The following is a 23,511-nucleotide window of genomic DNA, read 5'->3' as shown; positions in this document are numbered from 1 at the left end:
CGGGCCAGGGAACAAGACCTCCGGGCACGGGAGTTCGGGGGCCCGGCCCCGGTCGCAGCCGGACCGCATCCGCAACCAGAGCCACGTCCCGACGCACTCCCCCCGGCGCCGGGACCTTCCCCAGCCGGGCTTCGGCGCCTTCCCCCGGGCGTCGGGGCCCGGCTGTTGCTCTTCCGGGCGCGGGCACGACTGGGCGGCGGGGCACCCCGTACCTGAACACCGGGGTGGCCCGCCGGATGGCAGATTGTGTCACATGGGCATAGCCTGCCGACGTGAGCAACACCACCTCCGCGCAGAACCCGCGCCGTTCTTCGTCCCATACCTCCCGGTCCTCCGCTTCGTCCTCGCTGACGGAGCGGCGTAAGGCGGCAACGCGGATGGAGATCGCCCGGGCGGCGGCGGGACTCTTCGTACGACGCGGCCTGCGTGCCACCCGCGCCGAGGACATCGCCCAGGCCGCGGGCATCGCCCCGCGCACCTTCTACCGCTACTTCGCCACCAAGGAGGAGGCGGTCGCCCCGCTCTACGCGGCCGGCGCCCAACGCTGGGCCGAGGCCGTCCGCGAGGCCCCCGCCGGTCTCTCCGTACCCGAGGCCCTGGAACACGCGATACGCCACACCCTGACCCCGGGCGTGGGCGTCTCGGCCGCCTCCTGGGAATGGGTCCGCACCCTCATCCACCTGGCCAACACGAGCCCGGCCATCGGAAAGGTGTGGGCAGAGGTGTGCCGGGCGTCGGAGGACATGCTGGCGGAGGTCCTGGCGGAAAGGGCGCGGGCTGGGACGTCTTCGGTCACAGAGCGTCAGGACAACGTTGCCGACCGGATCACCGTGACCCCGGAACTCCGCTTCACCGCAGCGGTCGCGAGCGCATCGGTCCGCGTCGCCGTCGAATCCTGGGCCTCGGGCCCGGCCCCGGCCTCGGGCCCGAACGGCCCAGCGGAGCTGGCCTTGCGAAACCTTGGGGCACTGCGGGGGTTTCGGTGGGAGGGGAGCGCTCACTGAGGGCTTGCCGGGAACCACACGTCGGTTTGATCTTGGTTTTTGTCCGGGGCGAGGAATCTGGCGACGTCGTCCGGCGTGCGGAGACAGGCTGTTGAGGCGGGGAGACAGACACCGTGGGCTTCCAGGAGCGGGCGGACATCTTTCACTGCACGGCTGATGGTCATGGCGGTGGTGTTGAAGAGCTGACCGAGAAGCTCCTGAAGAGCGATTTTCCGCAGGTAGAGGATGGTGACCAGGATCTGGTCGGCGGGAGTGAGTGTGGCTTTGCGGCCGGTGCCGCGGGCGACGCGGCGTGGTCCGCCGCGGGCTGCGTGACGGAGCTGCTCGCGACGCTCTTCCAGGCCGGGGATCAAGGTGTCGGTCAGGTCGCTGAGTTGCTTGCGGGACATGCCGGTCAGCTCGGAGTGCTGCAGGTCGTGGAGAGTGAGGGGGCGGGCGCCGCTGGTTGACCGCCCGCCTTGCCGGGGAAGGTGCGGAGACGTTCGGTGATCTTGGGGGAAGCTGTGTAGTTCCAGTCTCCGTGGAAACGGTGGCGTGTGATCGGGAGGGCGATGGCTTCGTCGCTGATGCGGATGCCGGTGGGGTACTCGCGGCTGTCGAGTTCGGCATGCACCGTCAGACCAGTGCGGCTGGTCGTCGCGGCGATGATCCGGAGCATGACTTCATGGCTGGTCAGGGGCCTGCCATGCCAGTTCATGGTGATGTGGGAGAACAGCCGGTGCTCGATCTTGTTCCCCTTCGATGTGCCAGGCGGCAGATGACATACGGTGATCTCCAGGCCGGTTTCGGCAGCGAGGTCGGCCAGATGGATCTTCCAGTCTTCCGGCCGCCGCCTGCCCGGCGGACCCGACCCAACGGGGCCTGGCCGGACTCGAGTTCAGCCACTCCGCGCGAGACCGTACCTTCCTGGACCCCGGCTGCAGCAGCAACGAGCCTGATCCCGCCGTGCCCCAGCGACCGCGCCTCCGCTCCTATGGCCGGCCGACGCTGACGCTCGTCCAGATGCGGCAACAGCGCCTGGAACTTCGCAGCCCTTACTCGACACAGAGCCTCACCGGGCACAAGTCCAGAAGAAGCCGCTAACGCCTTCGGCTCACCCCTGTCAAGGTACGAATGTTCGTAACTGTTGCGCTCTCCTTGCCGCGATAACCATAAAGATTCCCGATTGCGGGACCATCATTGATACGCCGGGGTCAGGGAATCACCCCGTTCTGTAGGGAATGCCGGGTGCAGAACCGGATATTTAGCGCCGTTTCCTTTTCCTTGGGCCAGGCGGCTAACGGCACGATGAATCGAGGAGGTGACAATCATGAAAAAGATCATGGTGCGCAAGCCCGGAGCCATCCGCCTGACTGCGCGTGGATGCTACGCGTACGGCATGTGTTGCTGCGGATCAGTGCGCTTGAGGTGATGCCGGGCACGGTGGCCGGAGGATTTTTGGTAGTTGAGCCAGACCCTCCGGCCCACCGCCTCTGTTTCTGTGTCCGTTTCCATGTCCATTCATCGATGCCGAAGAGAAGTTTAACCGATGTCAGTGCGCCTGGATTCACCGCCTCTGCATTTGCACAGGCTGACCTACCTGGATGACGGCGACGAGACCGTCGTCGGACGGCTGGACGTCGACTCCTATGCCGTGTTCCCCCCCGACGGGGTCGCGTTGCTGCGCGAACTGGAATCCGGCCGCACGCCATCGGACGCGGCTGCCTGGTATGCGGAGCGGTATGGTGAGCCCGTCGACATGGCTGAGTTCCTGACGACGTTGCGCGAGCTGGGCTTCGTGCGCCAAGAGGGGGATCTCCTCGACAATGCGGATGAACTCGGCGGTCGCGAAGCCGTACGGTGGCAGCGGCTGGGGCGGGCGCTGTTCTCACCGTTTGCCTGGATCTGCTACATCGCGCTGGTCGCCGCTGCCGTGGCTGTCTGTCTCGTCGACCCGCGCATGGTGCCGCACCAGCAGAATGTGTTCTTCACCGATTATCTGACAGTCGTCGGGCTCACGATCCTTTTTGGGCAGATCCCGTTGACATTGCTCCACGAGCTGTTTCATGTGCTGGCCGGCCGCCGTCTTGGGATTCGGTCAGGCGTACGACTGGGGCGGCGGTTTTATTTCGTCGTGTTCGAAACTGCGCTTGATGGACTGGTGGCCGTGCCGCGGCGCAAGCGGTACCTGCCGATGCTCGCGGGGCTTCTCGCCGACGTGCTGGTCATAGCCGGCCTCATCGTCGTGGCATACGTCACTCGGTATTCGAACGATGGGATCTCCATGCTCGGGGGGATCTGCCTGGCACTGGCGTTCACGACTCTGCCGCGAATGGTATGGCAGTTTTATTTCTTCCTGCGCACCGACGTGTATTACCTGATCAGCACCGTGCTGGGGTGCGTAGATCTGCAGACCGTCACCCGTGAGCTGCTGGGCAACCGGGTGAACGCCCTGCTCGGCCGCCGCGACCGGCTCGTAGACGAATCCCGTTGGCATCCACGTGACCAGCGCGTGGCTCGCTGGTATGCCCCATTCCAAGTCATGGGCTACGCGTTCGCGATCGCGACACTGCTCTTCGTCGTCGTCCCGCTGGCCTGGCAGTTCTTCGGGACCGCACTGCGCACCATCGCCAGCGGCGGCGCGTTGCCTACCTCCCGGTTCTGGGATGCGGCGGCCGTGCTCGGTTTCAGCCTGTTCGAGCCCGCCATAGCGGCAGTTCTGTTCCTGCGTGAACGTTTTCGCCGGGCAGCCGGACACCAAGGAACCACAACCTGACCCGCTGCCCTCGCCTCTAAGGAAGATCACTATGAGTACCGACTCTGTACGTCACCTATGGATTACCGCTTCGACCCGGGCAGGCTGCGAACGGCTCCTTGCCTCTCTGGATCTCCCTCCACTGCTGGCCCACGTGGACGCGCATCGTCGCCTGCGTGGCCCCTACACCGCGGCCGGGACACTGGTGCGCCAGCTGGTTCCCGCGACGCGATCCACTCGCCCTGGGCTGGCTGAGCAACACGACGTGGAGATCCTGGCCGTGGCCCCGGAGTTGCGGACGATCGTTCCGTGCAGCCGGGAGACCCTTACTGCGCTGGCCGGTCCAGACGAGCGCACGCGCTTCTACCCCAAGGCGCGCACCACCCAGCTGGCACACGGCCTCACGGAGTTCCTTTTCGAATACCTCAGCCATCCCGGTGTCCAGTCACGGACTCTTGTGGTGGCGAACGCACACCACGCCGACGGTACCGATGCCGAGTTGCTCGCGATCCTCTTGCGGCGGGCAGACCCTGGCCTGCTGCGGCTGGTGGTGTGCGGCCTGGAGGGCGAACTTCCGGGCGAGTTGGCCACGTCCCTCGAGCGCCATGCGCTGCGCGTAGTGCCTGACGTTGCCGCGTCGCCGGCCGAGCTGAGGCCAGACAAGCAGAGCCGCTACGAGAGGGCCGCGTGGTACGTCACCACCGAGTGCACCAGCGACGACCCGTGGCTACGCGAGGCATACGCATCGCTTCCGCTCGCCGAGCGAGCCGCGCTGCACGACGCTCGGGCCACCGAACTCGAGTCGCGTGGCGAGGTCTCGTTGCGGTTGGGCGCCATCCCATTCCACCGGGAGCGCGGCAGCGACCCCAGGGGAGCCGGCGTCGACGCCCTGCGTGACGCGCTCGACCACTGCATGATGATGGGGTTCTACGACACGTTGCTCGATCTCGGCCGTCGCAGTCATGCCCTTCTGGACTGGAAGACGCAGCCGGAACGCTGCTGGCTGGTGACCACGAAGATGTGCACGGCACTGACCGTTCTCGGACGGCCGGACGAGGCGGCAGCGTTGTACGACGAGGCCTGTGCGTCAAGCACCCTGCCCAGCGTCCACTTGCAGGCCGCGTACGGCAGGGCCATGTTGTATACCCGCTTTTATGACAACGGGCGCCTCGACCATCGCCAAGCCAAGGCCTGGATCAACACGGCGATCGCCCTTTCTTCCTTGCTGCCCGATCGGGAACGGCGCGCATTCAGTCTGACCTTCAACGAGAACGGGCTCGCCCTCATCGAGATGCACCTGGGCGACCTACACGAGTCGCTGCGGCTGGTCACCGAGGGACTGCGCCGACTCGACGAGGAGGTCAGCCCCGAGCGTAAAAGGCTCCACCGCTCGGTGCTCCGCTACAACCGCGCGCAACTGCTCACTGCGATCGGCCCACCCGAAGCTGCCGTGCAGGCCTACACCGAGGTCATCGAGATCGACCCCAACCATTCGGAGTACTACTTCGAGCGGGCCGCGGTATATCGCCGGATGGGACGCCTGCCTGAAGCCCTCGCTGACTACGATGCTGCCACCAGGCTGAGCCCGCCGTACCCGGAGCCGTACTACAACCGCGCTGATCTTGCTGTGGAGATGGGCGATCTGCATGCGGCACTCGCCGATTTCGGTTACACACTAGAGCTCGATCCCACGTTCCTCGATGCCTATGTGAATCGGGCGAGCGTGCGTTATGAACTGGGTGACCGAGAAGGGGCCATGCGTGACGTGGCGGCAGGTCTCGCAGTGGATCCTGACCAGCCGCACTTGCATTGCCTGCGAGGCTTGATCGCCCAAGAGGACGGACACCTGGTCGAGGCGCGGGAGGCGTTCACGACCGCGCTGCACCACGACCCGACGCTGGTTGCTGCCTGGAGCAACCTGGGCGTGCTCTCCTTCGGCCAGGGTGAGGTGGACGCGGCCATCGAGTCTTTCAACGGCGCCCTGGAACTCGTCGACGATCCGGCCGTCCGCGGCAACCGGGCATACGCCTACGAGCACGCCGGGCGCTGGCGCGAGGCCATCGAGGACTACACGCGCATGCTCGACCGTGCCTCCCCCGACAGGGAGGACCCTGAACGTGGTGAGCTGTTTTACCGGCGTGGCCTGTGCCTCTTGAACTCCGGTGATCTGCGGGCCGCCCTCGCAGATTTCCAGGAATGCATAGCCCTCGGCGGCTCCAGTGCGGATGAAGCCCAGCATGAGCTTTCATCGCGGGGTTACGACCAACTTGACCGCCTTCGGACCGCAAGCCCGACAGCGGGGTGAGGGTAGTGACGCCATTCGCCATGACACGCAGGCTGCAGACTTCCGAGGAAACCGGCGGGCCTCGCAGCGGGCCCTTGCACTTCCGCCAGGTGGCCGGATGCTTCCCGACCGGGATCACTCTCGTCTCCACGCTCGTCAACGGCGAGCCTCATGGCATGACGGCGAACGCGTTCACAACCGTATCGCTTGATCCGCTCTTGGTGCTGGTCTGTGTGAACCGGAACACCCGCATGCAGCGGTTCATCGAGGCCTCCCGGGTATTCGCCATCACCGTATTGGCAGCCGATCAACAGGACGTCTCCGGCCGCTTCGCTGACGCGACACGGCCGACCGGGTGGGCCGCTTTCGCGACGTTCACATACCTGGCCGCTCCCGCCACCGGCTGCCCGGTGCTCCGTCACGGCCTGGCCTTCTTCGACTGCGCGGTGACCGATATTCACCTCGCTGGGGACCACTGTCTCGTCGTCGGCGAAGCGCTTGCCTTCGACGAACTCGACAAGAGGCCCGCACTGGTATTCGTGGACGGCCGGTATGCGACCTTGCCCCGTTCCTGGGCCACCAGCGAAACTGCCGGCCACTCCCTGCGGACGGGTTGTTGCAGTGCCAGGTCGGCACCACAGACGTGATGCGTGCTCATCCTGTGAGACCGAGTTCGCGCAGGGCGTCGGCGGGGTGGTTGCGGTAGTGATCATGAGTGACGGCGTGGGAGCGGTGGATCCACCGCCGCACCGTGGCCGCGAGGGAAACGAGCGGCTCCCCCTGATCCGGCTGACTGTTCCCGCCCTGGCCGCGCTCCTCGCAGCCACCATGCTCAGCCCTCACCACGACGATGCTTACCGCCTCCAGCAGCACCACTGGCGGGCCCTCACCGAAACGCAACCAACCGATCACCGCCTCGCGACACCCCGGCAGGACGTCTGACTGGCCCGCCCAGCTGGTCACTTCGCGCGCAGTTCCTGAACCCTCTCGGGGGAAGGCACGACTGCCCCCGGACTGACAACCTGCGTCAGCCTCACCCTCCACCCGCCCGCCTCAACCGCCCACCCAACTCCCGTACACAATCCACAAGTTCCCCCGCCCTGCACACTGAACTCGTGCCCCACCATCGCCAGCCGCACCGCCAACCACTCCACAGGATCAGCGCTAGCGCCCGCCAACCGGCACCGCCCCGCCCCCACCGCCTCAGGCACCCCGAGCCACCGCGGCAGCCGAGCCCCCACCACCTCCGCCGACGCCTCGAACGTGACGGCGAACTCGTACGTCTCCTGCCGCCGTCCGATCGACCGCCGCAGATACTCCGCCGCACTCCCCGTCGGCAACTCCCGCGGAGCGAACCGCACCCCCGTGGCGAACGGCTCGCTCACCCGGTCGACCCGGAACGTCCGCCAGTCCGCACGATCGAGGTCGTACGCCACGAGGTACCACCGCCGCCCCGTCGACACCAGCCGGTACGGCTCCGTCAGCCGCCGCGACTCGCTGCCGTCCTTCGCCCGATACGCGAACCGCAGCCGCTCCCGACCGGCCACCGTGGACGCCATCGCGGTCAGCGTCTCGGGCGCGATACTCGGCCCGTCCCCGCTGGTCAGAGGCGTGGTCGCGGCCTGCAGCGTGGCCACCCGGCGCCGTAGCCGACCCGGCAGCACCTGTTCCAGCTTGGCCAGCGCCCGTACCGACGCCTCGTCCACGCCCTCCAGCGCGTGCCCCGCCCCGGCCCGCAGGCCGACGGCGATGGCCACCGCCTCCTCGTCGTCGAGCACGAGCGGCGGCATCGCCTTGCCCGCGACGAGCCGGTAGCCGCCGTCGGCCCCTTTGGTCGCCTGCACGGGATAGCCCAGCTCGCGCAGCCGGTCGATGTCCCGCCGGACCGTGCGCCGCGACACCCCGAGCCGCTCGGCGAGCTCGCCGCCGGGCCATTCGCGGGGCGTCTGGAGCAGGGAGAGGAGCTGGAGGATGCGTGCCGGAGTGTCCGTCGTCATGAGTTCGAGGATGCCGCAGCATTAGGACATGATCTGACCTAGTGCGCCCCTAGGTTTCGGGCCATGACCTCCACCGAGACCTCTTTGAGCACCTCAGCCGGGGCCGGAGCAACCGACCGCCGCCGCTGGTTCGCCCTCGCGATCGTGATGACCGCGGCCTTCATGGACCTCGTCGACGTCACGATCGTGAACATCGCGATCCCGTCGATCCAGCGGAACGAAGGCGCCTCCTTCAGCCAGATCCAGTGGATCACCGCCGGTTACGCACTCGCCTTCGCCGCCGGTCTGATCACCGGCGGCCGACTGGGCGACATCCACGGCCGCAAACGCGTCTTCCTCGTCGGCATCGGCGGCTTCACCCTCGCCTCCGCGCTGTGCGGCCTCGCCGCGAACCCGGAGATGCTCGTCGCCTCCCGCATCCTGCAGGGCGCGATGGCCGCGCTGATGGTGCCGCAGGTCCTGGCGATCGTGCACGCCACGTTCCCGGCGCACGAACGCGGCAAGGTCTTCGGGCTGTTCGGCGCGGTCGTCGGCCTCGGCGCGGTCTCCGGTCCGCTGCTCGGCGCCCTGCTGACCGAGTGGAACCTGTTCGGCCTCGAATGGCGCCCGATCTTCCTGATCAACCTTCCGGTGGGTGTCGCCGGCCTGATCCTGGGCCGCCGTTTCATCACCGAGTCCAGGGCCCCGTACGCCCTGAAACTGGACCTCGTCGGCGTCGCCCTGGTCACGCTGGGCCTGCTGATGCTGCTCTATCCGCTGACCCGCGGCCGCGAGCTGGGCTGGCCGCTGTGGGGATACGTCTCGATGGGCGGCGCCCTGGTGGTGCTCGCCGCGCTGGTGGCGTACGAGCGGCGCAAGGCGGCGCGGGACGGCTCCCCGCTGATCGAACTGTCCCTGTTCAGGGTCAAGAGCTTCGCCGCCGGTATCGCCGTGCAGACCGTCTTCGGGGTCGGGCTCGGCATCTTCTTCCTGGTCTGGACGCTGTACATGCAGATCGGCCTGGGCTGGAGCGCGCTGCGGGCGGGGCTGACCGGGGTGCCGTTCTCGATCGCGGTGTCGGTGGCGGCCGGGATGTCGGTGCAGAAGCTGGTGCCGCGCTTCGGGCGCGGGGTGCTGCAGGCGGGCGCGCTGGTGATGGCGGCCGGACTGGCCCTCTACGTCTGGGAGTCCGAGCGGTACGGTCTCGCCATCGCCTCCTGGCAGATGGCGCTGCCGCTGATCGTCATGGGTGCGGGCATGGGCCTGATCGTCGCTCCGCTCACGGACGCGATCCTGTCGGAGGTGCCGCGCGAGCACGCCGGTTCGGCGTCCGGGCTCATCAGCACCGTGCAGCAGATGGGCAACGCGCTCGGGCTCGGGCTGGTCTCGGTGGTGTTCTTCGGGGTCGTCGACGACCGGCCGGCTTCGGCGCAGCCGGGTCCGGCGTTCGTGGACGGCTTCCAGCATGCGGTCGGGTGGGTCGCCGTGGTGATGGTGGTGATCTTCCTGCTGATGTTCGCCCTGCCGAGGCGTCCGGCGCAGCATGTGGAGGGCGCGGGGGAGGACTCCCTTGCCTCCGACAGCGAGCCGGTGCTCGTGGGCTGAAGCCCTGGTGCCGTGCCCGTCCTCCGGCGTTGGAGGACGGGCACACGACCATGCAGGGGTACCTTCCTTTCGCCCCGGAAGTGCACCTTGCTATACCGTGACGCCCTCTATAGCGTGACGCCATGTCATCGAGGGAACACGTAACCCCCCGTGGGACGGCGGGGTCCGGGGAGCCGCAGTCCTGGCTCCCGTCCTTGTCGGGTCTGTCGCTCGAGGAGGTCGCGGCCCTTGATGACACCGTTCTCCGGCCGTCGATCGAGCGTCTTCAGAATCAGGTCAGCCGTCCCTTGTCCACGATCGCGGGCAGCGACGGCGGTTAGGGCCCCTGTCGCGAACTGCCGCAGCGTGCCCCGGCCACCTCATGATTCGATGAACGAGGAAATGTCGCGCCGATGCGCCTTCACCACCTCACCGACGTCGTCCTGCAGTCGCTGACCTCCGTCATCGAAGAGAAGGAAGCCGTCGCCTTTCTGCTCGACGCGGAGTCGAGCCGACGGCTGCTGTTGCTCCGCGCGATTCTGGACGAGGTCAGTGGAGCCGATGCGCGACCGGGGGACGCCGACGAGGTGCGCCAGGCCTGGCGTCTGCTCGAATCCGCCGAGCGGTCGGCTCCGGCAGCCTTCCGCAGGGTGCTCCTCGATCCGCAGACGGGTGTGTGGGCGGCGAACCTGCTGCGCAGACTGTCGCGACAGAGCCCGGAGGCGACCGCGGGTGAGGTACCCCTGCGCGTGGAGCTGGGGTACCTCAGGCAATGGGCGGCAGCCGTGTTCGCCGCCGCCGGCGTCGACTTCCGCACCCGCGTTCCGCTGCGTGACGGCCGGGTGTTCCTGCCAGGGCTGGGCCGGGCGACCGTCGGCGGCGATCCCTGGGGCACCGCCGAGGTGTGGGGCCGCGACGGTGTGGTCCGGGTCGCGGCGGGCGGCGTGACCGTGACCCTGCCGGAGGAGACGGAGGGCGACGTACCCGGTTGGGAGGGACAGCGGCGGCTGCGTGCCGAGCATGCGGGAGTACACCTGACCCTCGCACTCGACGACCTCGGGCCGTACGTGCCGGTGCCGGAGCTGGGGGCGCCCAGGAGGCTCTCCGAAGCCCAGTTCGCTTCCTGGCAGCACTGGTTCGAGTGCATGTGGCGTGTGCTGGTGGACGACCACACCGACAGCGCCCGGGCTCTGACCACGGGGCTGCTGTCCCTCGTACCGTTGCCCCGAGGGGAGCGGCTGCGCGCGCGGGCGGCCTCGTCGAGCGACGCCTTCGGGTGCCTGCTGCTGTCCGAGCCGGACGACGACGGCGTTCTCCCGGTGCAGCTCGGGGTGGCCGTCCTGCACGAGTTCCGGCACACCCTGCTCAACGGACTCCTCTTTCTGTCGCCGCTGTTCGAGGAGTGCGACGAGGCCTTCTACGCGCCCTGGCGGGATGATCCGCGCCCGCTCGGCGGGCTCGCTCACGGGGCGTACGCCTTTTCGGGAGTGGCGCACTACTGGCGCGCACGCGGTATGGAGGGGCTTGCGGGCTTCGAGTTCGCGCTGTGGCGCAACGCCGTACGTACCGCGTTCGAGACCCTGCGCGACCATTCCGCCCTCACTCCGCTGGGACAAGCGCTGATCGGCAGCCTGGACGAGCAGACCGCGGGGTGGTACGCCGAGCCGGTGGGCGCGCGGGAACAGCGCCTCGCGCACCTCTCGGCCGTACACCACCGTGCGACCTGGCGCGCACACCATCTCCGGGTACCGTCCGCGCACGCCCGGGAGTTGGCGGATGCCTGGCGCGCGGGGCGGCCCGCGGACTCGGCATCCCGCCCCGAACCCACGCTGCACGCCGACCCGCACGCCTGCCGGCTGGACACGTTGGCGCTGCTGGCGCGGCTCAGACTTGTCGCGCCCGGCGAGTTCGACGCCCTGCACGCGATGACGGACCCCGGGAGCGAGGTTCCCGGTGTGGTTCCGGCCGATCTGGCCCTGGTGGACGGCGACGCCGCGACCGCGGCCAAGCTGTACGCCGACGAGCTCACCTCACCCGGCGCCAGACCGGCAGCCTGGGCGGGGCTCGGCCTGGCCCTGACCGAGTGCGGAGAGCGGGGCGCCGGGACCGCCCTCACGGAGCGTCCCGAACTCGCCCTGGCCGTTGGCCACTCGTTGCCCTTCCCGCCGGATCCGGTGGCGTTGGCCCACTGGCTCGCGGGGTAGCGGCATGCGCGGCTGCGCCGGGGCGCGGGCGGCGCACCGGGCGCCGTGCCGGCCCGCCCCGGGCTGTCAGAGGGGCATCGGGTCGATGTCGCAGTCAGCGCGGTGGCCCCAGTCGGCGACCTGGGCGACCGCAGGGTGATCGCCGCCCAGCTTGCGACTCAGACGCTCGCGGGTGTCGTTGCGCATCACCTCCGCCTCCTCGACGCGGTTCACCGCACGCAGGTCCATCGCGAGGTTCGCGGCACAGGCCAGGGTCGAGGGGTGGTCGTCGTCGAAGACCTCCCGGGACCGACGCAGCGTCTCGGTGTCGAGGCCCAGCGCGCCGGCGGCGTCACCGAGGGCGTAGTGGTCGCTGGCGAGATTCGTGCGGCACACCAGCGTGGACGGGTGCGTCGGGCCCAGCTGCTCGGTGAGCTGTTCCAGGGCCACGGTGTCGATGTACTGCGCGGCCGCCGCGTTGCCCAGCAGACGATAGGTGATGGCCAGGTTCACGGCCGCCGACAGGGCGTGGGGGTGGTGCTTGCCGTACGTCTCCTCGTACCGATGGCAGATTTCCGCACCCAGCCGCAGCGCCTCCTCCAGGTTTCCCCGGTGCCGCAGGTGGATGGTCAGCTCCAGAGTGGCGGCCATGGACTCGGGATTGCGGTCGCCGTACCGGCGTAGGAGCTCGGCGTGGATCTGTTCGGCCGTCGCCGCAGCCTCCTCGTGCTCGCCGGCCTTGCGCAGGGCGACGGCCAGAAGGCGGACACAGTGCAGGGTGAACGGATTGCTGCTGCCGAGCAGCGTGGTGGCCTGCTCGGTTATCTCGTGGTGGTACATCAACGCCGTGTGGTAGTCGCCGAGTTCACGAAGATCGACGATCAGGCTCAGCCAGGTGCGCAGCGAGTGGATGTGGTCCTGGCCGAAGACCTCCGTGCGGCTGCGCCACGTCTGCTCGTCCAGTTCCAGGGCACGGTCGAACTTTCCCACCAGACGTAGGCTCACCCCGAGGTTGTGCGCGGCGCGGAGCGTCTCCGGGTCGTCCGGACCGATGAGTTCCACATACTGCTGGTGCACGGATTCGGCGAGTTCGAGTGCCTCTGAGAACGCGCCGCGTACCCGGCGGTCTATGGCGACGTGCTGGATCGCGGCGAACGTGTCCTGATGGTGGGGGCCCATCGACCTGAGATACGCCTCCAGGGTCGCCGCGTTGAGTTCGGCGGCCTCCTTGTAGCGGCCCATGCTGAACTGGAGGAATCCCAGCAGTCGGGCGATCTCCAGCGTTTGCGGGTGCTCTTCGCCCAGCCGGCCGGACCATTCGCCGTGTGCGGAGCGGGCCAGTTCCAGGCAGGACTCGTAGTCGCCCCAGCGCAGCAGGTACCCGACCTCGTTCACGACCAGCCGGCGAACCCAGGTCTCGTCGGACCGCATCGCCTCGGAGACGACCACGTGGGGATAAAGGGTGCCGTAACGGTCCCAGCGCAGCGCGTTGGTGGGGTCGTTGGGATCGCTCGCCACCAGCAGCATGTGGGCGCCGTGGCGCATGGTGGCCCGGTCCTCCTCGGTCATCCGGAACTGCAGGGCCGCCTGCACCAGCCGGTGCATCTGCAGGGAATTGGTGCGGTGGTTGAAGCGGGCCAGCGAGTAGCGGCCGATGTCGCGTATGGCCTGGCCGAGGCGGATCGGATCCTCCAGGGCGGCGTCCAGCTCGGGGGTGAGCGGGCTGAGCGGCATCCGCATGAACATGCTCCGGTCGATCGGCTCGGGAGCAAAGAAGGAGCACACCTGGAGCAGCTGGTACGCGGCCGGGTTCTTGACCTCCAGCTGGTCCAGCGAGATGTTCCAGGCGGCTATGACGGGATGCTGGTTGTCGAGCGGTGCCGTGCCCCGCAGCAGGTCCACGCGCTTCTCGTCGAGCAGGCGCAGGTACTCGTCCACGGGCATGCCGGTCTCGGCGTGCCAGGCGGCGGCCTGCTCGATGGCCAGCGGCAGGTCACCAAGGGCCTGGGCGAGCCGGTCGGCGTCCTCGTCACTGATTTCGGGACCACGTACCCGCAGCAGTTCCTTGCTCTCCTCCCGCATGAAGACGTCGACCTCCAACGGCCGGGCGAGGGAGGCCCATTGGGGATTGCGTGAGGTGACGAGGATGTTCCCGGGCCCGCCCGGCGGGAAGAACTGCCCTACGGCTTCCGGGCTTTCCGCGTTGTCGAAGACAAGGATCCAGTTGGCGTAGGGCACGCCGACGCGCAGGGCCTCCAGCACCGCGGCCACGGTCGACGAAGCGTCGGAACCGGTCGGCACGCCCAGCCGCGGGGCCAGTTCCACCAAGGACAGGGAGATCTGCGCCGTGCGTTCGGCGGAGATCCACCAGACCAGGTCGTAGTCGGTCATATGGCGGTAGAGATACTCGACCGCCAGCAGGCTCTTGCCGACGCCGCCCATTCCGTGCAGCGTGTGGGGCAGCACAGCGGTCGCCTTCTCCCGCAGCAGCCGCTGGTGCAGCTCCTCGAGGAGTGCCTCGCGGCCGGTGAAGTTCGGATTTCTCGGCGGGATGTTTCCCCATACCGTGGGGGTGCTCCTGGTGCGTCCGTTGCCCACCGCGCTCGCCGGGGCCTGCTGCGGCATCACCGGCCTCCTCTCCCCGTGATCGGTCGGTCGGTCGGCGTCACCCGGCTGCCGGGCGACGGCATTGCTGAATGCTGTGGGTGTGGTGGTGCCGTTCTGCTGTGCGTGCTGCGGGCCTTGCCGACCGGCCGTGGCGGCTGCGAGGGCCTCATCGACCTCCCTCGCCGGCTTCAGGAACGGTCCGGACAAAGCGTGGAGCACCGCGCTCTCCGCCACGAGCCACGGCCCGGACTCCTCGTCGACCGGCGGAAGCCGGTGCACGGCGGCACCGCTCAGCAGCCGGGGCAGTCGCCACAAGTGTTCCCCGCTGGATCCCCGGCGATCCCCCATCAGCTCGACGACCCGCACGACGTCGGCGCGCCGCCCGGTGGCCAGCAACTCCTCACGGACACCGGGCAGGAAGGCGAATGCCGTGCCCCCGCAGGCCGTGGGAACGAGCAGGCCGTACACCAGCAGGTGTGCGAAGTCGGCGACCGAGCTGCCCGGGACCAGCGCGCGCTGCACCTCGTCGATCAGCTCGGCGGTGAGGGGGACGGCGGCGAGCATGGTGGCGAGCGTGAACACGTCGCCGGGCACGGACGAGCGGAAACGCGCGACCCTGGCCGCCGGCGAGGGAACGGGCTCCTCCTCGGCCTCTGCGGAGCCGGCAGGCACGCGCGCGCGGGGGAACATCACCGTCATCGGCAGCCATGCCGGTGGTGCCCCGCCCAGCAGCCTGGACCAGGCTTCCAGCCAGCGGGGGGTGAGTTCGAGCACCGGAACCGCCAGGTCAGGACGGTGGCCGGGCGGCGTGCCGTCCTGGACGTCGGGGCCCAGTCCGCGGGGCCGCCAGCGCATCCGGTGGCCGGCCGCGCCCGGGGCGGGGGAGCGCAGCAGCACCTGCCAGCCGCGCAGCCCCGTCGCGTGCCACACCGAGTGGGGCAGCAGGTGGATGAGCGCGGTCGGTCCGGACTGTCCCCAGCGGCGCAGTAGCGGTTCCACCTCACGGGTCCGCCAGCGCGGGCCCACGCCGTCGGTGAGGAGCAGCGTCAGCCGGGTGCCGGCGCCATGACGCGGCAGTGTCGCCGGATCGGTGCTGTGGGCGAGCGGCAGCCGGTGTGTGGTGATCCGCCCGAAGGAACCGTCCCGGTGCAGTTCCCTGGCGAGGTCGTGCGTCGTCTGCTGCCACAGGCCCATCGTCGGACCCGAGTCGACCACCAGCGCCACGTCCCTGATACGGCCCCGTCCGAGCGCGGTGCCGATGCGCCGCAGTGCTGTCGGAAGCCCTGGTGGGAGGGCGGCGGGAAACGGGCCAGGGGGAGAGAGCCGCGCCCGCTGGGATTCCGGGGTCCGCCCGGGCGGCCGTGGTCCGCAAGGGGCGCCCGGTTCGACCGGGAGCGGCTGTCGGCGGGGTCGGTTCACGGCTCCTCCGGTGCGGTCCACCGCCACAGGGTCTCGACGGCCTCCTGCCAGTCGCCGTCCGCGGCCATGGCCTGCAGGACGCCGTCGGCGGCGAGCCGGAGGGCGTCCAGGAACCGTTCCACGACAGGCCCGTCGGCAGCGCAGGCCCGCTCGACGAAGGCGTCGACCACGTCCTCGGCCGGGCGGGGACCTCCCGGCCCCGGCGGGAAGCGGTTTGCGGCGAGGGCACGCAGCAGCTCCGGGCCGGGCCGGTGCGTCCGCAGGGTCACACAGCGGCGTACGAGATCCAGCGGCAGGTCCCGCTCGCCGGTGGTGGTGATCACGACGACGGGGAAGGCATGGCAGCGCACGGACCCGTCCGGCAGCTGCACCGCCGCCGACGGATCGTCGTCCGTCGACACCCGCAGGTCGGCGGGGACGGAGCAGGGCAGGACGAACCCCCCGCCTCCCAGCACCGTGCACAGGTCTTCGGGCAGCGCGATCTCGGCCCGGTCCAGCCGGTCGATCAGCAGCACGCGCGGCCTGCGGTACGGCAGGAATGCGGTCCCCAGCGGCCCGAGCCGGATCCCACCCCGTACCCGCCCTCGTGCCCGCCCCCGTACAACCCCTCGCGAAGTGTGCTCAGGGACGTGATCCGCCAGTGCAGGACGCGGCCCAGGCCGAGTTCCCGGCTGATGCGGTACGCGAGGGACGACTTGCCGGTGCCGGGCTCGCCGGTGAGGAGCAGCGGGCGACGCAGGTGCAGCGCCGCGTTCACGCGGGCCACCTCGTCCGGAGGGGACGGCAGGGGCTGTCGTACGGCGCCCAGCACCACGGGGGCATACGGGTCGTCGACGGGCGGCGGGGGAAGGTCGGGGCCGCCTCCGAAGCTGCGCCAGGCCGGTGCGTCGGGCCACTCCTTCTCGGTTGCCCCGGGCAGCCCCGTGCCTCGGTACGGTCCCCACGACTCGCTGTTCGACGGCATCTACGGCGTCCCTCCGGATGACGGCTGGGGTGTGATGGGCGGACCGGACACGGCCGGACACGCCGACAGGTGGTCACGGCGGCTCGGGAAAGACGGGTTTGCGGTCGGGGTCGTCCCACAGGACCGTGAGATGGCGGCCGATGTGTGCCGCGCTCTTGTCGTCGGCGGAGTCGATGGCCGCCCGGCGGCGATAGGCGGCCATCCTGGCCGGGAACCGCGGCAGACCGTCGGCGAGAAGCCCGTCGAGAACGTCCCGGAACTGCTTCGTGGAGCGGCCCGCACGGTGCCAGATCACCACGGGCAGCCCGCTGCGCAGCGCCGCCTGCAACTCGCGGCGCCCGTGTTCGTGGCCGGGCAGCGGCGGCTCGCTCAGCACCAGGGCGACGCAGCTCTCGTTGTCGCTGAGGCGGGCCTCCAGACCGCGCAGATGGTTGCCGTTCCTGCGTGCGACGTTGACATACACCGACTGCGACGTGTCCTCGTCCCGCTGCAGCTGCTGCCAGCGGGTGCGCCAGAACCGGTACCAGTCGGGGTTCTGCAGCCGGTCCAGGCTGCGGACGACGACCGGGTAGTCCACCGCGAGCGGCACATGCGGCACTTCGGCGGTGTCCCGGGGCCACCAGTCCACCGGCAGGTTGAGCAGTTCGAAGGGCAGGACGAACTCCAGCCACACGTCGGCCAGCCGGTCGCCGCCGACTCCCTCGACCGTCTTGATGACGTGGCTCACGGCCTGCTGGAGCCCGTCGGTGGGCACCCGGGGGATCGGCTCGCCGTGCTTCCAGCTCGGGCCGTGGGCGTCGGACATGAGGGAGTGCGAGACGGTGTAGTGCCCGTTCTCCAGCGGGTCGGGCGCGATGTGGATCGCCAGGTACTCCTGGTTCGGCCGGACCGCCGGGGGGACCGGAGACCTGGCCCGGTCGAGATCGAGCAGCTCGGCCAGGCCGCAGCTCAGGGCCCACTGACGGTTGCGCGCGAGCAGCTCGCCCGCGAGCGGCCGGTCCATCACATCGGCGATGCGGTCCAGATAGACCATCCACGGCGGCAACCCACCTCGCGGAGCGCCCTGTCCTGCCATGTGCAGGAAGTCGTGCCAGCACGTCTCGGCCTGTGGCGGTGGCGCGGAGACCCTGGTGTCGGTGGCCACCCGGACGAGTGCGGTCCGCATGCCGTACGACAGCGTCAGCGCCCCGAGGGCGTCGCCGAGGAAATCCCAGGAACCCGTGACGTCGGGCAGGCCGTGCAGCGCGTCCACGGCCGTCCACTCGTCGGCGAGCCGTTGCACGACCTGCGCCTGCGCGCACCCCGGCTCCAGCAACGACAGCTTCCGTGCCAGGGCCGGCAGCCCGTCCTGATGCCGAGTGCAGAAACGGAACAGCTCCAGCAACTGCAGCGGCACAGTGGTGTGCTCCCGCAGGTCGGCCCGGCGACCCACGGCCTCGCCGACCAGCTCGATCAGCAGGGCTCGCGCCGGCCGGTCCTGGAGGGAGGGGACCTCGAGCAGCGCGGCCAGCGTCTCCTCCCCGATCCGGTCCCGTATCCGTATCACCGGATTGCCGCGGTCCGCGCCGCCTTGTCCCGTCAACGTCGCCCCGCCGGGTCGGGGAAGGAAGGCGGGGAGGCGGCCGGTCCGGCGCGGCCTGTGGGGGTGGCGCCGACGGCGTGGAGCAGCCGGGCCCGGGCCTCGTCCTCGCCCAGCCCGGTGAGGTCGGTGTACGGCACCTGGGACAGGGGCCACTCGGGTCGGCAGGGCTGCACCACGACCGGCACGAGTGTGTCCGCGAGGCCTTCCGGATCCTCTTGGTGCACGACCCACCAGGGCCGGAGCACCTGTACGGATTCGATGTAGGCCGGGGACAGCAAGGCGATCACGCGTTCGCCCTGTTCCGGCTCGGTCCGCGGGCCGATGCTCGCGTTGCCCTCCAGGACGAGTACGCGCAGTCCCGCGTTCTCCAGCTGCCAGGCGGTCCAGTCGGCCCAGGATCGGTCGGCCACGACGCAGGACACGAGGAAGCGGACCGGTGCGCCGGCGGCGGCCGATCCCACGGGGCGGATCTGGTCCGTCCATGCCCTGCCGTCCCACCAGCGCTCGGTGGCGGGACCGTCACTCGTCCGCCCGGGGTCGGGGTACCACCCGGGAAGAACTGCCTGCTGCAACGGGGCACCCGCCGGGGCGGGAGTGGTTCTGGTGGCGAACTCCCGCACCAGACGACTGACGGTCTCGGCGGTCCGGCTGTGGCCTTCCAGCAGCGACACGGCGTGGGACAACGCAGACAGCCCGTCGTTCCCCGCGCGGATGCAGAACCGCACCAGCTCGAGCATGTGCAGCTGCAGGGTGGCCTGCTCCCGCACCACCACCGGCCGCCCCAGCTCCTCGCCGATCAGCTCGGCCAGCATCGCCCTGGCGTTGCGGTCGTAGAGGATCGGCGAGTCGCACAGCGTGTGGACCACGGCTTGCTGCCAGTCATGGTCCGGGCGGGCACGGAGACCGTCCCTGTCCACAACACCCCCCGAGAAGCTGTGTCCCGGAATCCAGGATACGGACGCGGTGACACGGCGTCAGGGCTTCTGCAGTGCCGTCCGGCTTGATCCGGAGGTCCTGCTGCTCGGGCAGAAACCAAAGCCCGTTTGTGCCCGACTGGGTCTGAACCTGTTTACTTCCTGGAAATCCAGGCGTAGTCTCCGAGTGAAACCACACGTTCGGGCATGGTTCGGAGGCGATCGGGCATGTACGCACCGGAGCGGCAACAGGAGATCGTCCGTCTCGCCCGTGACGGCGGCCGGGTGGACGTGGTGTCGCTGGCCGAGGAGTTCCAGGTCACGGCGGAGACGATCCGCCGCGACCTGAAGGCCCTCGACCGCGCGGGCCTCCTCCGCCGGGTGCACGGCGGTGCCATCCCGGCCGGCCGGCTCGACTTCGAGCCGGACCTCGCCGAGCGCGAGTCCACCGCGGCCGACGAGAAGGACCGCATCGCGAAGGCGGCCCTGGCCGAACTGCCCACCGAGGGCACGATGATCCTCGACGCCGGTACGACCGTGGCGCGGCTGGCGGCCGCCATCCCGCCGGAGTCCTCGCTCACCGTCGTCACGCACAGCCTGCCGATCGCGGCCCGCCTCGCGGACCACCCCGGCATCCAGCTCCACCTCGTCGGCGGACGCGTACGGCATCGCACGCGCGCCGCCGTGGACGCCTGGGCGCTGCGCGCATACGGCGAGATCCGGGCGGACGTCCTCTTCGTGGCCGCCAACGGCTTCTCCGCCGAGCACGGCCTGACCACTCCTGACCTCGCCGAGGCCGCGGTCAAGCGGACGGCCCTCGCCGCCGCCCGCCGCGTGGTGCTGCTCGCCGACTCCTCCAAGCACGGCCAGGAGCACTTCGCCCGCTTCGGTGACCTGAGCGATGTGGACCTGCTGATCACCGACACCGAGCTGAGCCCCGAAGACGCCACCGCCATCGAACGCGGCGGCACGGAAGTAGTGCGCGCATGATCCTCACCGTCACCCCGAACCCGTCCCTCGACCGCACCTACGAGGTCCAGGCCCTGAGGCACGGTGAGGTCATCCGTGCCGAGACCGAGCGCGTGGACCCCGGTGGCAAGGGCGTGAACGTCTCGCGCGCCGTCGCGGCCGCCGGGCGGCGCACGGTGGCGGTGCTGCCCCTGGGTGGTGCGCCGGGGGCGCTCGTCGCCGACCTGCTCGACGCGCAGGGCATCGAGGTCGCGCCGGTCCCCGTCGCCGGCGCCACCCGCTCCAACATCGCGCTCGCCGAGGCCGACGGCGTCCTCACGAAGATCAACGCGCCCGGCCCGGAGCTGTCGGCCGACGAGCAGGAGCTGCTCTTCGAGACCGTACGCCGGCAGGCGCGCGACGCCGACTGGATCGCCTGCTGCGGCAGTCTGCCCCGGGGCCTCGCGCCGTCCTGGTACGCCGACCTGGTCGCGCGGGCGCACGCCGACGGTGCGCGCATCGCACTGGACACCTCCGGCCCCGCGCTGCTCGAAGCGCTGCGCGAGCGGCCCGACGTGGTGAAGCCGAACGCGGAGGAGCTCGCGCAGGCCGTCGGGCGCCCGCTGGCGACTGTGGGTGACGCCGTGAAGGCGGCCGAGGAGTTGCGCGAGCGGGGGGCGCGCGCCGTGCTGGCGAGCCTGGGCGCCGACGGGCAGCTGCTCGTGGACGGTGCGGGCATCTGGTTCGGCAGCGCGCGCGTCGACGTCGTGCGCTCCAACGTGGGCGCCGGCGACTCCTCGCTCGCCGGCTTCCTGATCGCCGGCGGCAACGGCCCGGAGGCGCTCGCCTCCGCGATCGCGCACGGCGCGGCCGCCGTCCAGCTGCCCGGCAGCGTGATGCCGGCGCCCGGCGACCTGGACCCGGCCGCGGTGACGGTGACGGCCGAGGTCCCGGTGGACCGTGAACTGACGGAGCCGGCGTCATGACCGTACGGACGACGTCCTCCACGCCACCCCCCGAACCGGCCACGCAGCGGCGACACTCCCCGTTACTCGCCGCGGCCGCCGGACGGCAGGGCACCCTGAGCCGCCCTGCCGTCCGGTGGAGGCGGGGTCTCCCCGGCCCCGCCTCCACCCACCCCCGACCCCACTGCACCCCGCCCCTCTTCCGCCCACCCCACTGACCGGGCGATACGCGAGCGAAGGAGCCCGCGATGAGTGACATGATCACCGCAGACCTGGTCGATCTCGACCTGTCCGCCGAGACCAAGGAAGCGGCGGCACGTGCCCTCGCCGAACGCATGGTGGCCCTGGGCCGGGTGACCGACCTGGAGGGCTTCCTCGCCGACGTGGCCGCCCGCGAGGCGCAGATGCCGACCGGCCTCGACGGCGGTATCGGCATCCCGCACTGCCGCAGCGAACACGTCACCGAGCCGACGCTCGGCTTCGGGCGCAGCGCCGCCGGCATCGACTTCGGTGCCGCGGACGGGCCCGCCGACCTGATCTTTCTGATCGCCGCGCCCGCCGGCGCCGACGACGCCCACCTGACGATCCTGTCGTCGCTGGCCCGGCAGCTGATGAACACCGAGTTCACCGACGCGCTGCGCTCGGTGGGCGACGCGGGGGCCGCGGCGGCGCTCATCCGCGGGGAGGAGCCGCAGGCGGCCTCGGCCGAGGGCACCACCGAAGGCGCCGAGGGCGCCACCGAAGACTCCGTGGCGGCGTCGGGGGCGGCCTCCGCCGACGCCGCCGCGGGTGACACCGCCGACGACTCCGCCGGCGATCGCCCCTTCCGTATCGTCGCCGTCACCTCCTGCCCCACCGGCATCGCCCACACCTACATGGCGGCCGAGTCGCTGGAGAACGCGGGCCGCGAGGCGGGCATCGAGGTGGTCGTCGAGACGCAGGGCTCGGCCGGATTCACCCGGCTCGACCCGAACGTCATCGCGGCGGCGGACGGCGTGATCTTCGCCCACGACCTGCCCGTACGCGAGAAGGACCGCTTCGCCGGGAAGCCGACCGTCGACGTCGGTGTGAAGGCGGGCATCAACCGTGCCGCCGAGCTGATCACCGAGGTGCGCGGCAAGGCGGAGCGCGGCGAGGTCACGGCCGCCGCCCGCCCCGGCACACCGGTGGAACGCGCCGGTGAGCCGGGCGAGGGCTACGGCACCAAGCTGCGCAAGTGGCTGATGTCCGGCGTCAGTTACATGGTCCCGTTCGTCGCGGCCGGCGGTCTGCTGATCGCCCTCGGGTTCGCGATCGGCGGCTACCAGATCAACGAGGCCAAGTCGGTCACCGAGCACTTCGACTGGGGCCAGGTCGACAGCTGGGGCGCGCTGCTGTTCCAGATCGGCGCGGCGGCCTTCGGCTTCCTCGTCCCGGTCCTCGCCGGATACATCGCCTACGGCATGGCCGACCGGCCAGGACTCGTGCCCGGCTTCGTCGGCGGCGCGATCTCCCTGACGATCGGCGCCGGGTTCCTCGGCGGTCTGGTCGCCGGTCTCATCGCCGGTGCTGTCGTGCTCGGCATCCAGCGCATCGACATCCCACCGGTGCTGCGCGGCATCATGCCGGTGGTGGTGATCCCGCTGATCTCCACGGCGGTCGTCGGATTCCTGATGTTCGTGGTCATCGGCAAGCCGATCGCCGAGGCGCAGCAGGCCCTGACCGACTGGCTGAACGGCCTGTCCGGCGCCAACGCCATCCTGCTCGGTGTGCTGCTCGGCCTGATGATGTGCTTCGACCTCGGCGGACCGGTCAACAAGGTCGCGTACACGTTCGCCACCGCGGGCATCTCCGTCGCGGCGCCCAGCGACTCCGCGATGAAGATCATGGCCGCGGTGATGGCCGCCGGCATGGTCCCGCCGCTGGGCATGGCCCTCGCCACCACCCTGCGCAAGAAGCTGTTCACCAGCGCCGAGCGCGAGAACGGCAAGGCGGCCTGGGTCCTCGGCGCCTCCTTCATCTCCGAGGGCGCCATCCCGTTCGCGGCGGCCGACCCGCTGCGGGTCATCCCGGCCTCCATGGCGGGTGGCGCGGTGACCGGCGCGCTGACCATGGCGTTCGGCTCGACCCTGCGCGCCCCGCACGGCGGTATCTGGGTCACCTTCCTGATCGGCAAGCCGTTCCTGTACCTGCTGGCCATCGCGGCCGGTACGGCGGTGACGGCCGGCCTGGTGATCCTCCTCAAGGGCCTGCGCAAGCCGGCGCCCGGCGCCGAGGCGTCCGAACCGGCGGGCGGCCCGGCCGCGGCGGAGGTGAAGCAGCCGGTGGCGGCGTAAGGCTCACACGCACCATCCGGCGGCGGGTGCAA

General features: G+C 70.2%; 15 protein-coding genes and 5 pseudogenes. 10 read left to right on the top strand and 10 right to left on the bottom strand.

The window, feature by feature from the left end; all coding sequences use genetic code 11:
- Window positions 1-377: 377 nt before the first annotated feature.
- A complete protein-coding gene (locus StrepF001_RS22385) occupies window positions 378-1,004 on the top strand; it encodes a TetR family transcriptional regulator (RefSeq protein ID WP_129800100.1) in 627 nt (208 codons plus the stop codon).
- On the opposite strand, the gene StrepF001_RS48155 is transcribed toward StrepF001_RS22385, so the two are convergent.
- Together StrepF001_RS48155 and StrepF001_RS48150 are read right to left on the bottom strand one after the other, a co-directional pair.
- Window positions 998-1,393: a transposase family protein gene (locus StrepF001_RS48155; protein ID WP_240797607.1), complete on the bottom strand. Its 396-nt coding sequence runs from the start codon at window positions 1,391-1,393 to the stop codon at window positions 998-1,000. The genes StrepF001_RS22385 and StrepF001_RS48155 overlap by 7 nt on opposite strands.
- Before the next feature lie 5 nt (window positions 1,394-1,398).
- Window positions 1,399-1,821: pseudogene (locus StrepF001_RS48150) on the bottom strand (ISAzo13 family transposase); the annotation flags it as partial.
- A gap of 711 nt (window positions 1,822-2,532) precedes the next feature.
- Here StrepF001_RS48150 and StrepF001_RS22375 point away from each other — a divergent pair.
- The 4 genes from StrepF001_RS22375 (at window position 2,533) to StrepF001_RS22360 (ending at window position 6,964) form a co-directional block, all read left to right on the top strand.
- Window positions 2,533-3,759, top strand: a complete 1,227-nt coding sequence (locus StrepF001_RS22375) for a hypothetical protein (protein WP_129799987.1) — start codon at window positions 2,533-2,535, stop codon at window positions 3,757-3,759.
- Between the two features lie 244 nt (window positions 3,760-4,003).
- Window positions 4,004-6,043, top strand: a complete 2,040-nt coding sequence (locus StrepF001_RS22370; RefSeq protein ID WP_165396328.1) for a tetratricopeptide repeat protein — start codon at window positions 4,004-4,006, stop codon at window positions 6,041-6,043.
- Between the two features lie 20 nt (window positions 6,044-6,063).
- Entirely contained in the window at window positions 6,064-6,669 is a 606-nt protein-coding gene (locus StrepF001_RS22365) for a flavin reductase family protein (RefSeq protein ID WP_129799985.1), read from the top strand.
- Between the two features lie 64 nt (window positions 6,670-6,733).
- A complete protein-coding gene (locus StrepF001_RS22360; protein ID WP_129799984.1) occupies window positions 6,734-6,964 on the top strand; it encodes a hypothetical protein in 231 nt (76 codons plus the stop codon).
- Window positions 6,965-7,055: 91 nt separating this feature from the next.
- Here the strand turns inward: StrepF001_RS22360 and StrepF001_RS22355 are convergent.
- Window positions 7,056-8,019 (bottom strand): annotated as a pseudogene (locus StrepF001_RS22355) (YafY family protein).
- 63 nt (window positions 8,020-8,082) lie between these two features.
- Here StrepF001_RS22355 and StrepF001_RS22350 point away from each other — a divergent pair.
- Entirely contained in the window at window positions 8,083-9,603 is a 1,521-nt protein-coding gene (locus StrepF001_RS22350; protein ID WP_129799983.1) for an MFS transporter, read from the top strand.
- A gap of 392 nt (window positions 9,604-9,995) precedes the next feature.
- A complete protein-coding gene (locus tag StrepF001_RS22345) occupies window positions 9,996-11,786 on the top strand; it encodes an HEXXH motif domain-containing protein (RefSeq protein WP_129799982.1) in 1,791 nt (596 codons plus the stop codon).
- Window positions 11,787-11,852: 66 nt separating this feature from the next.
- On the opposite strand, the gene fxsT is transcribed toward StrepF001_RS22345, so the two are convergent.
- The 7 genes and pseudogenes from fxsT to StrepF001_RS49555 all read right to left on the bottom strand — a co-directional run.
- Window positions 11,853-15,596 carry an FxSxx-COOH system tetratricopeptide repeat protein gene (fxsT, locus tag StrepF001_RS22340; RefSeq protein ID WP_240797606.1) on the bottom strand — a complete coding sequence of 1,248 codons (3,744 nt, stop codon included), beginning with the start codon at window positions 15,594-15,596 and terminating at the stop codon, window positions 11,853-11,855.
- Window positions 15,597-15,787: 191 nt separating this feature from the next.
- Window positions 15,788-16,306 (bottom strand): hypothetical protein, encoded by a 519-nt coding sequence (locus StrepF001_RS22335; RefSeq protein ID WP_129799981.1) that lies wholly within the window; start codon window positions 16,304-16,306, stop codon window positions 15,788-15,790.
- Window positions 16,297-16,755 carry a hypothetical protein gene (locus StrepF001_RS22330; RefSeq protein WP_129799980.1) on the bottom strand — a complete coding sequence of 153 codons (459 nt, stop codon included), beginning with the start codon at window positions 16,753-16,755 and terminating at the stop codon, window positions 16,297-16,299. The genes StrepF001_RS22335 and StrepF001_RS22330 overlap by 10 nt, the downstream gene beginning before the upstream one ends.
- Window positions 16,756-16,828: 73 nt before the next feature.
- Window positions 16,829-18,337, bottom strand: coding sequence for a hypothetical protein (locus StrepF001_RS22325; protein ID WP_129799979.1), 1,509 nt, complete (start codon window positions 18,335-18,337; stop codon window positions 16,829-16,831).
- Window positions 18,334-18,750 (bottom strand): annotated as a pseudogene (locus tag StrepF001_RS48145) (toll/interleukin-1 receptor domain-containing protein); the annotation flags it as partial. The pseudogene StrepF001_RS48145 and the gene StrepF001_RS22325, both read right to left, overlap by 4 nt.
- Before the next feature lie 30 nt (window positions 18,751-18,780).
- A pseudogene (locus tag StrepF001_RS48140) lies at window positions 18,781-18,909 on the bottom strand (DUF2510 domain-containing protein); the annotation flags it as partial.
- Window positions 18,910-18,963: 54 nt separating this feature from the next.
- Window positions 18,964-19,203: pseudogene (locus StrepF001_RS49555) on the bottom strand (hypothetical protein); the annotation flags it as partial.
- Between the two features lie 276 nt (window positions 19,204-19,479).
- Between StrepF001_RS49555 and StrepF001_RS22315 the strand changes: the two are divergent.
- The 3 genes from StrepF001_RS22315 to StrepF001_RS22305 all read left to right on the top strand — a co-directional run bounded on the left by StrepF001_RS22315 (window position 19,480) and on the right by StrepF001_RS22305 (window position 23,479).
- Window positions 19,480-20,241 carry a DeoR/GlpR family DNA-binding transcription regulator gene (locus StrepF001_RS22315; RefSeq protein ID WP_129799978.1) on the top strand — a complete coding sequence of 254 codons (762 nt, stop codon included), beginning with the start codon at window positions 19,480-19,482 and terminating at the stop codon, window positions 20,239-20,241.
- On the top strand, window positions 20,238-21,185 hold the full coding sequence (gene pfkB, locus StrepF001_RS22310) for a 1-phosphofructokinase (protein ID WP_129799977.1): 948 nt from the start codon (window positions 20,238-20,240) through the stop codon (window positions 21,183-21,185). The genes StrepF001_RS22315 and pfkB overlap by 4 nt, the downstream gene beginning before the upstream one ends.
- Window positions 21,186-21,412: 227 nt before the next feature.
- Window positions 21,413-23,479 carry a fructose-specific PTS transporter subunit EIIC gene (locus StrepF001_RS22305; RefSeq protein ID WP_129799976.1) on the top strand — a complete coding sequence of 689 codons (2,067 nt, stop codon included), beginning with the start codon at window positions 21,413-21,415 and terminating at the stop codon, window positions 23,477-23,479.
- Window positions 23,480-23,511 lie beyond the last annotated feature (32 nt).

The sequence above is a fragment of the Streptomyces sp. F001 genome (assembly GCF_004187715.1).
GTDB classification, from domain to species: domain Bacteria; phylum Actinomycetota; class Actinomycetes; order Streptomycetales; family Streptomycetaceae; genus Streptomyces; species Streptomyces flavusporus.
This window is presented reverse-complemented; position numbering and strand designations above follow the sequence as displayed.

What these genes read in the sequence shown, in the direction of transcription:
- StrepF001_RS22385 (WP_129800100.1), top strand. Translation starts at nt 378, where the DNA reads ATGGAGATCGCCCGGGCGGCGGCGGGACTCTTCGTACGACGCGGCCTG.
- StrepF001_RS48155 (WP_240797607.1), bottom strand. Translation starts at nt 1,393, where the DNA reads ATGTCCCGCAAGCAACTCAGCGACCTGACCGACACCTTGATCCCCGGC.
- StrepF001_RS22375 (WP_129799987.1), top strand. Translation starts at nt 2,533, where the DNA reads ATGTCAGTGCGCCTGGATTCACCGCCTCTGCATTTGCACAGGCTGACC.
- StrepF001_RS22365 (WP_129799985.1), top strand. Translation starts at nt 6,064, where the DNA reads ATGACACGCAGGCTGCAGACTTCCGAGGAAACCGGCGGGCCTCGCAGC.
- StrepF001_RS22360 (WP_129799984.1), top strand. Translation starts at nt 6,734, where the DNA reads ATGAGTGACGGCGTGGGAGCGGTGGATCCACCGCCGCACCGTGGCCGC.
- StrepF001_RS22350 (WP_129799983.1), top strand. Translation starts at nt 8,083, where the DNA reads ATGACCTCCACCGAGACCTCTTTGAGCACCTCAGCCGGGGCCGGAGCA.
- StrepF001_RS22345 (WP_129799982.1), top strand. Translation starts at nt 9,996, where the DNA reads ATGCGCCTTCACCACCTCACCGACGTCGTCCTGCAGTCGCTGACCTCC.
- StrepF001_RS22330 (WP_129799980.1), bottom strand. Translation starts at nt 16,755, where the DNA reads ATGCCGTCGAACAGCGAGTCGTGGGGACCGTACCGAGGCACGGGGCTG.
- StrepF001_RS22315 (WP_129799978.1), top strand. Translation starts at nt 19,480, where the DNA reads ATGTACGCACCGGAGCGGCAACAGGAGATCGTCCGTCTCGCCCGTGAC.
- pfkB (WP_129799977.1), top strand. Translation starts at nt 20,238, where the DNA reads ATGATCCTCACCGTCACCCCGAACCCGTCCCTCGACCGCACCTACGAG.
- StrepF001_RS22305 (WP_129799976.1), top strand. Translation starts at nt 21,413, where the DNA reads ATGAGTGACATGATCACCGCAGACCTGGTCGATCTCGACCTGTCCGCC.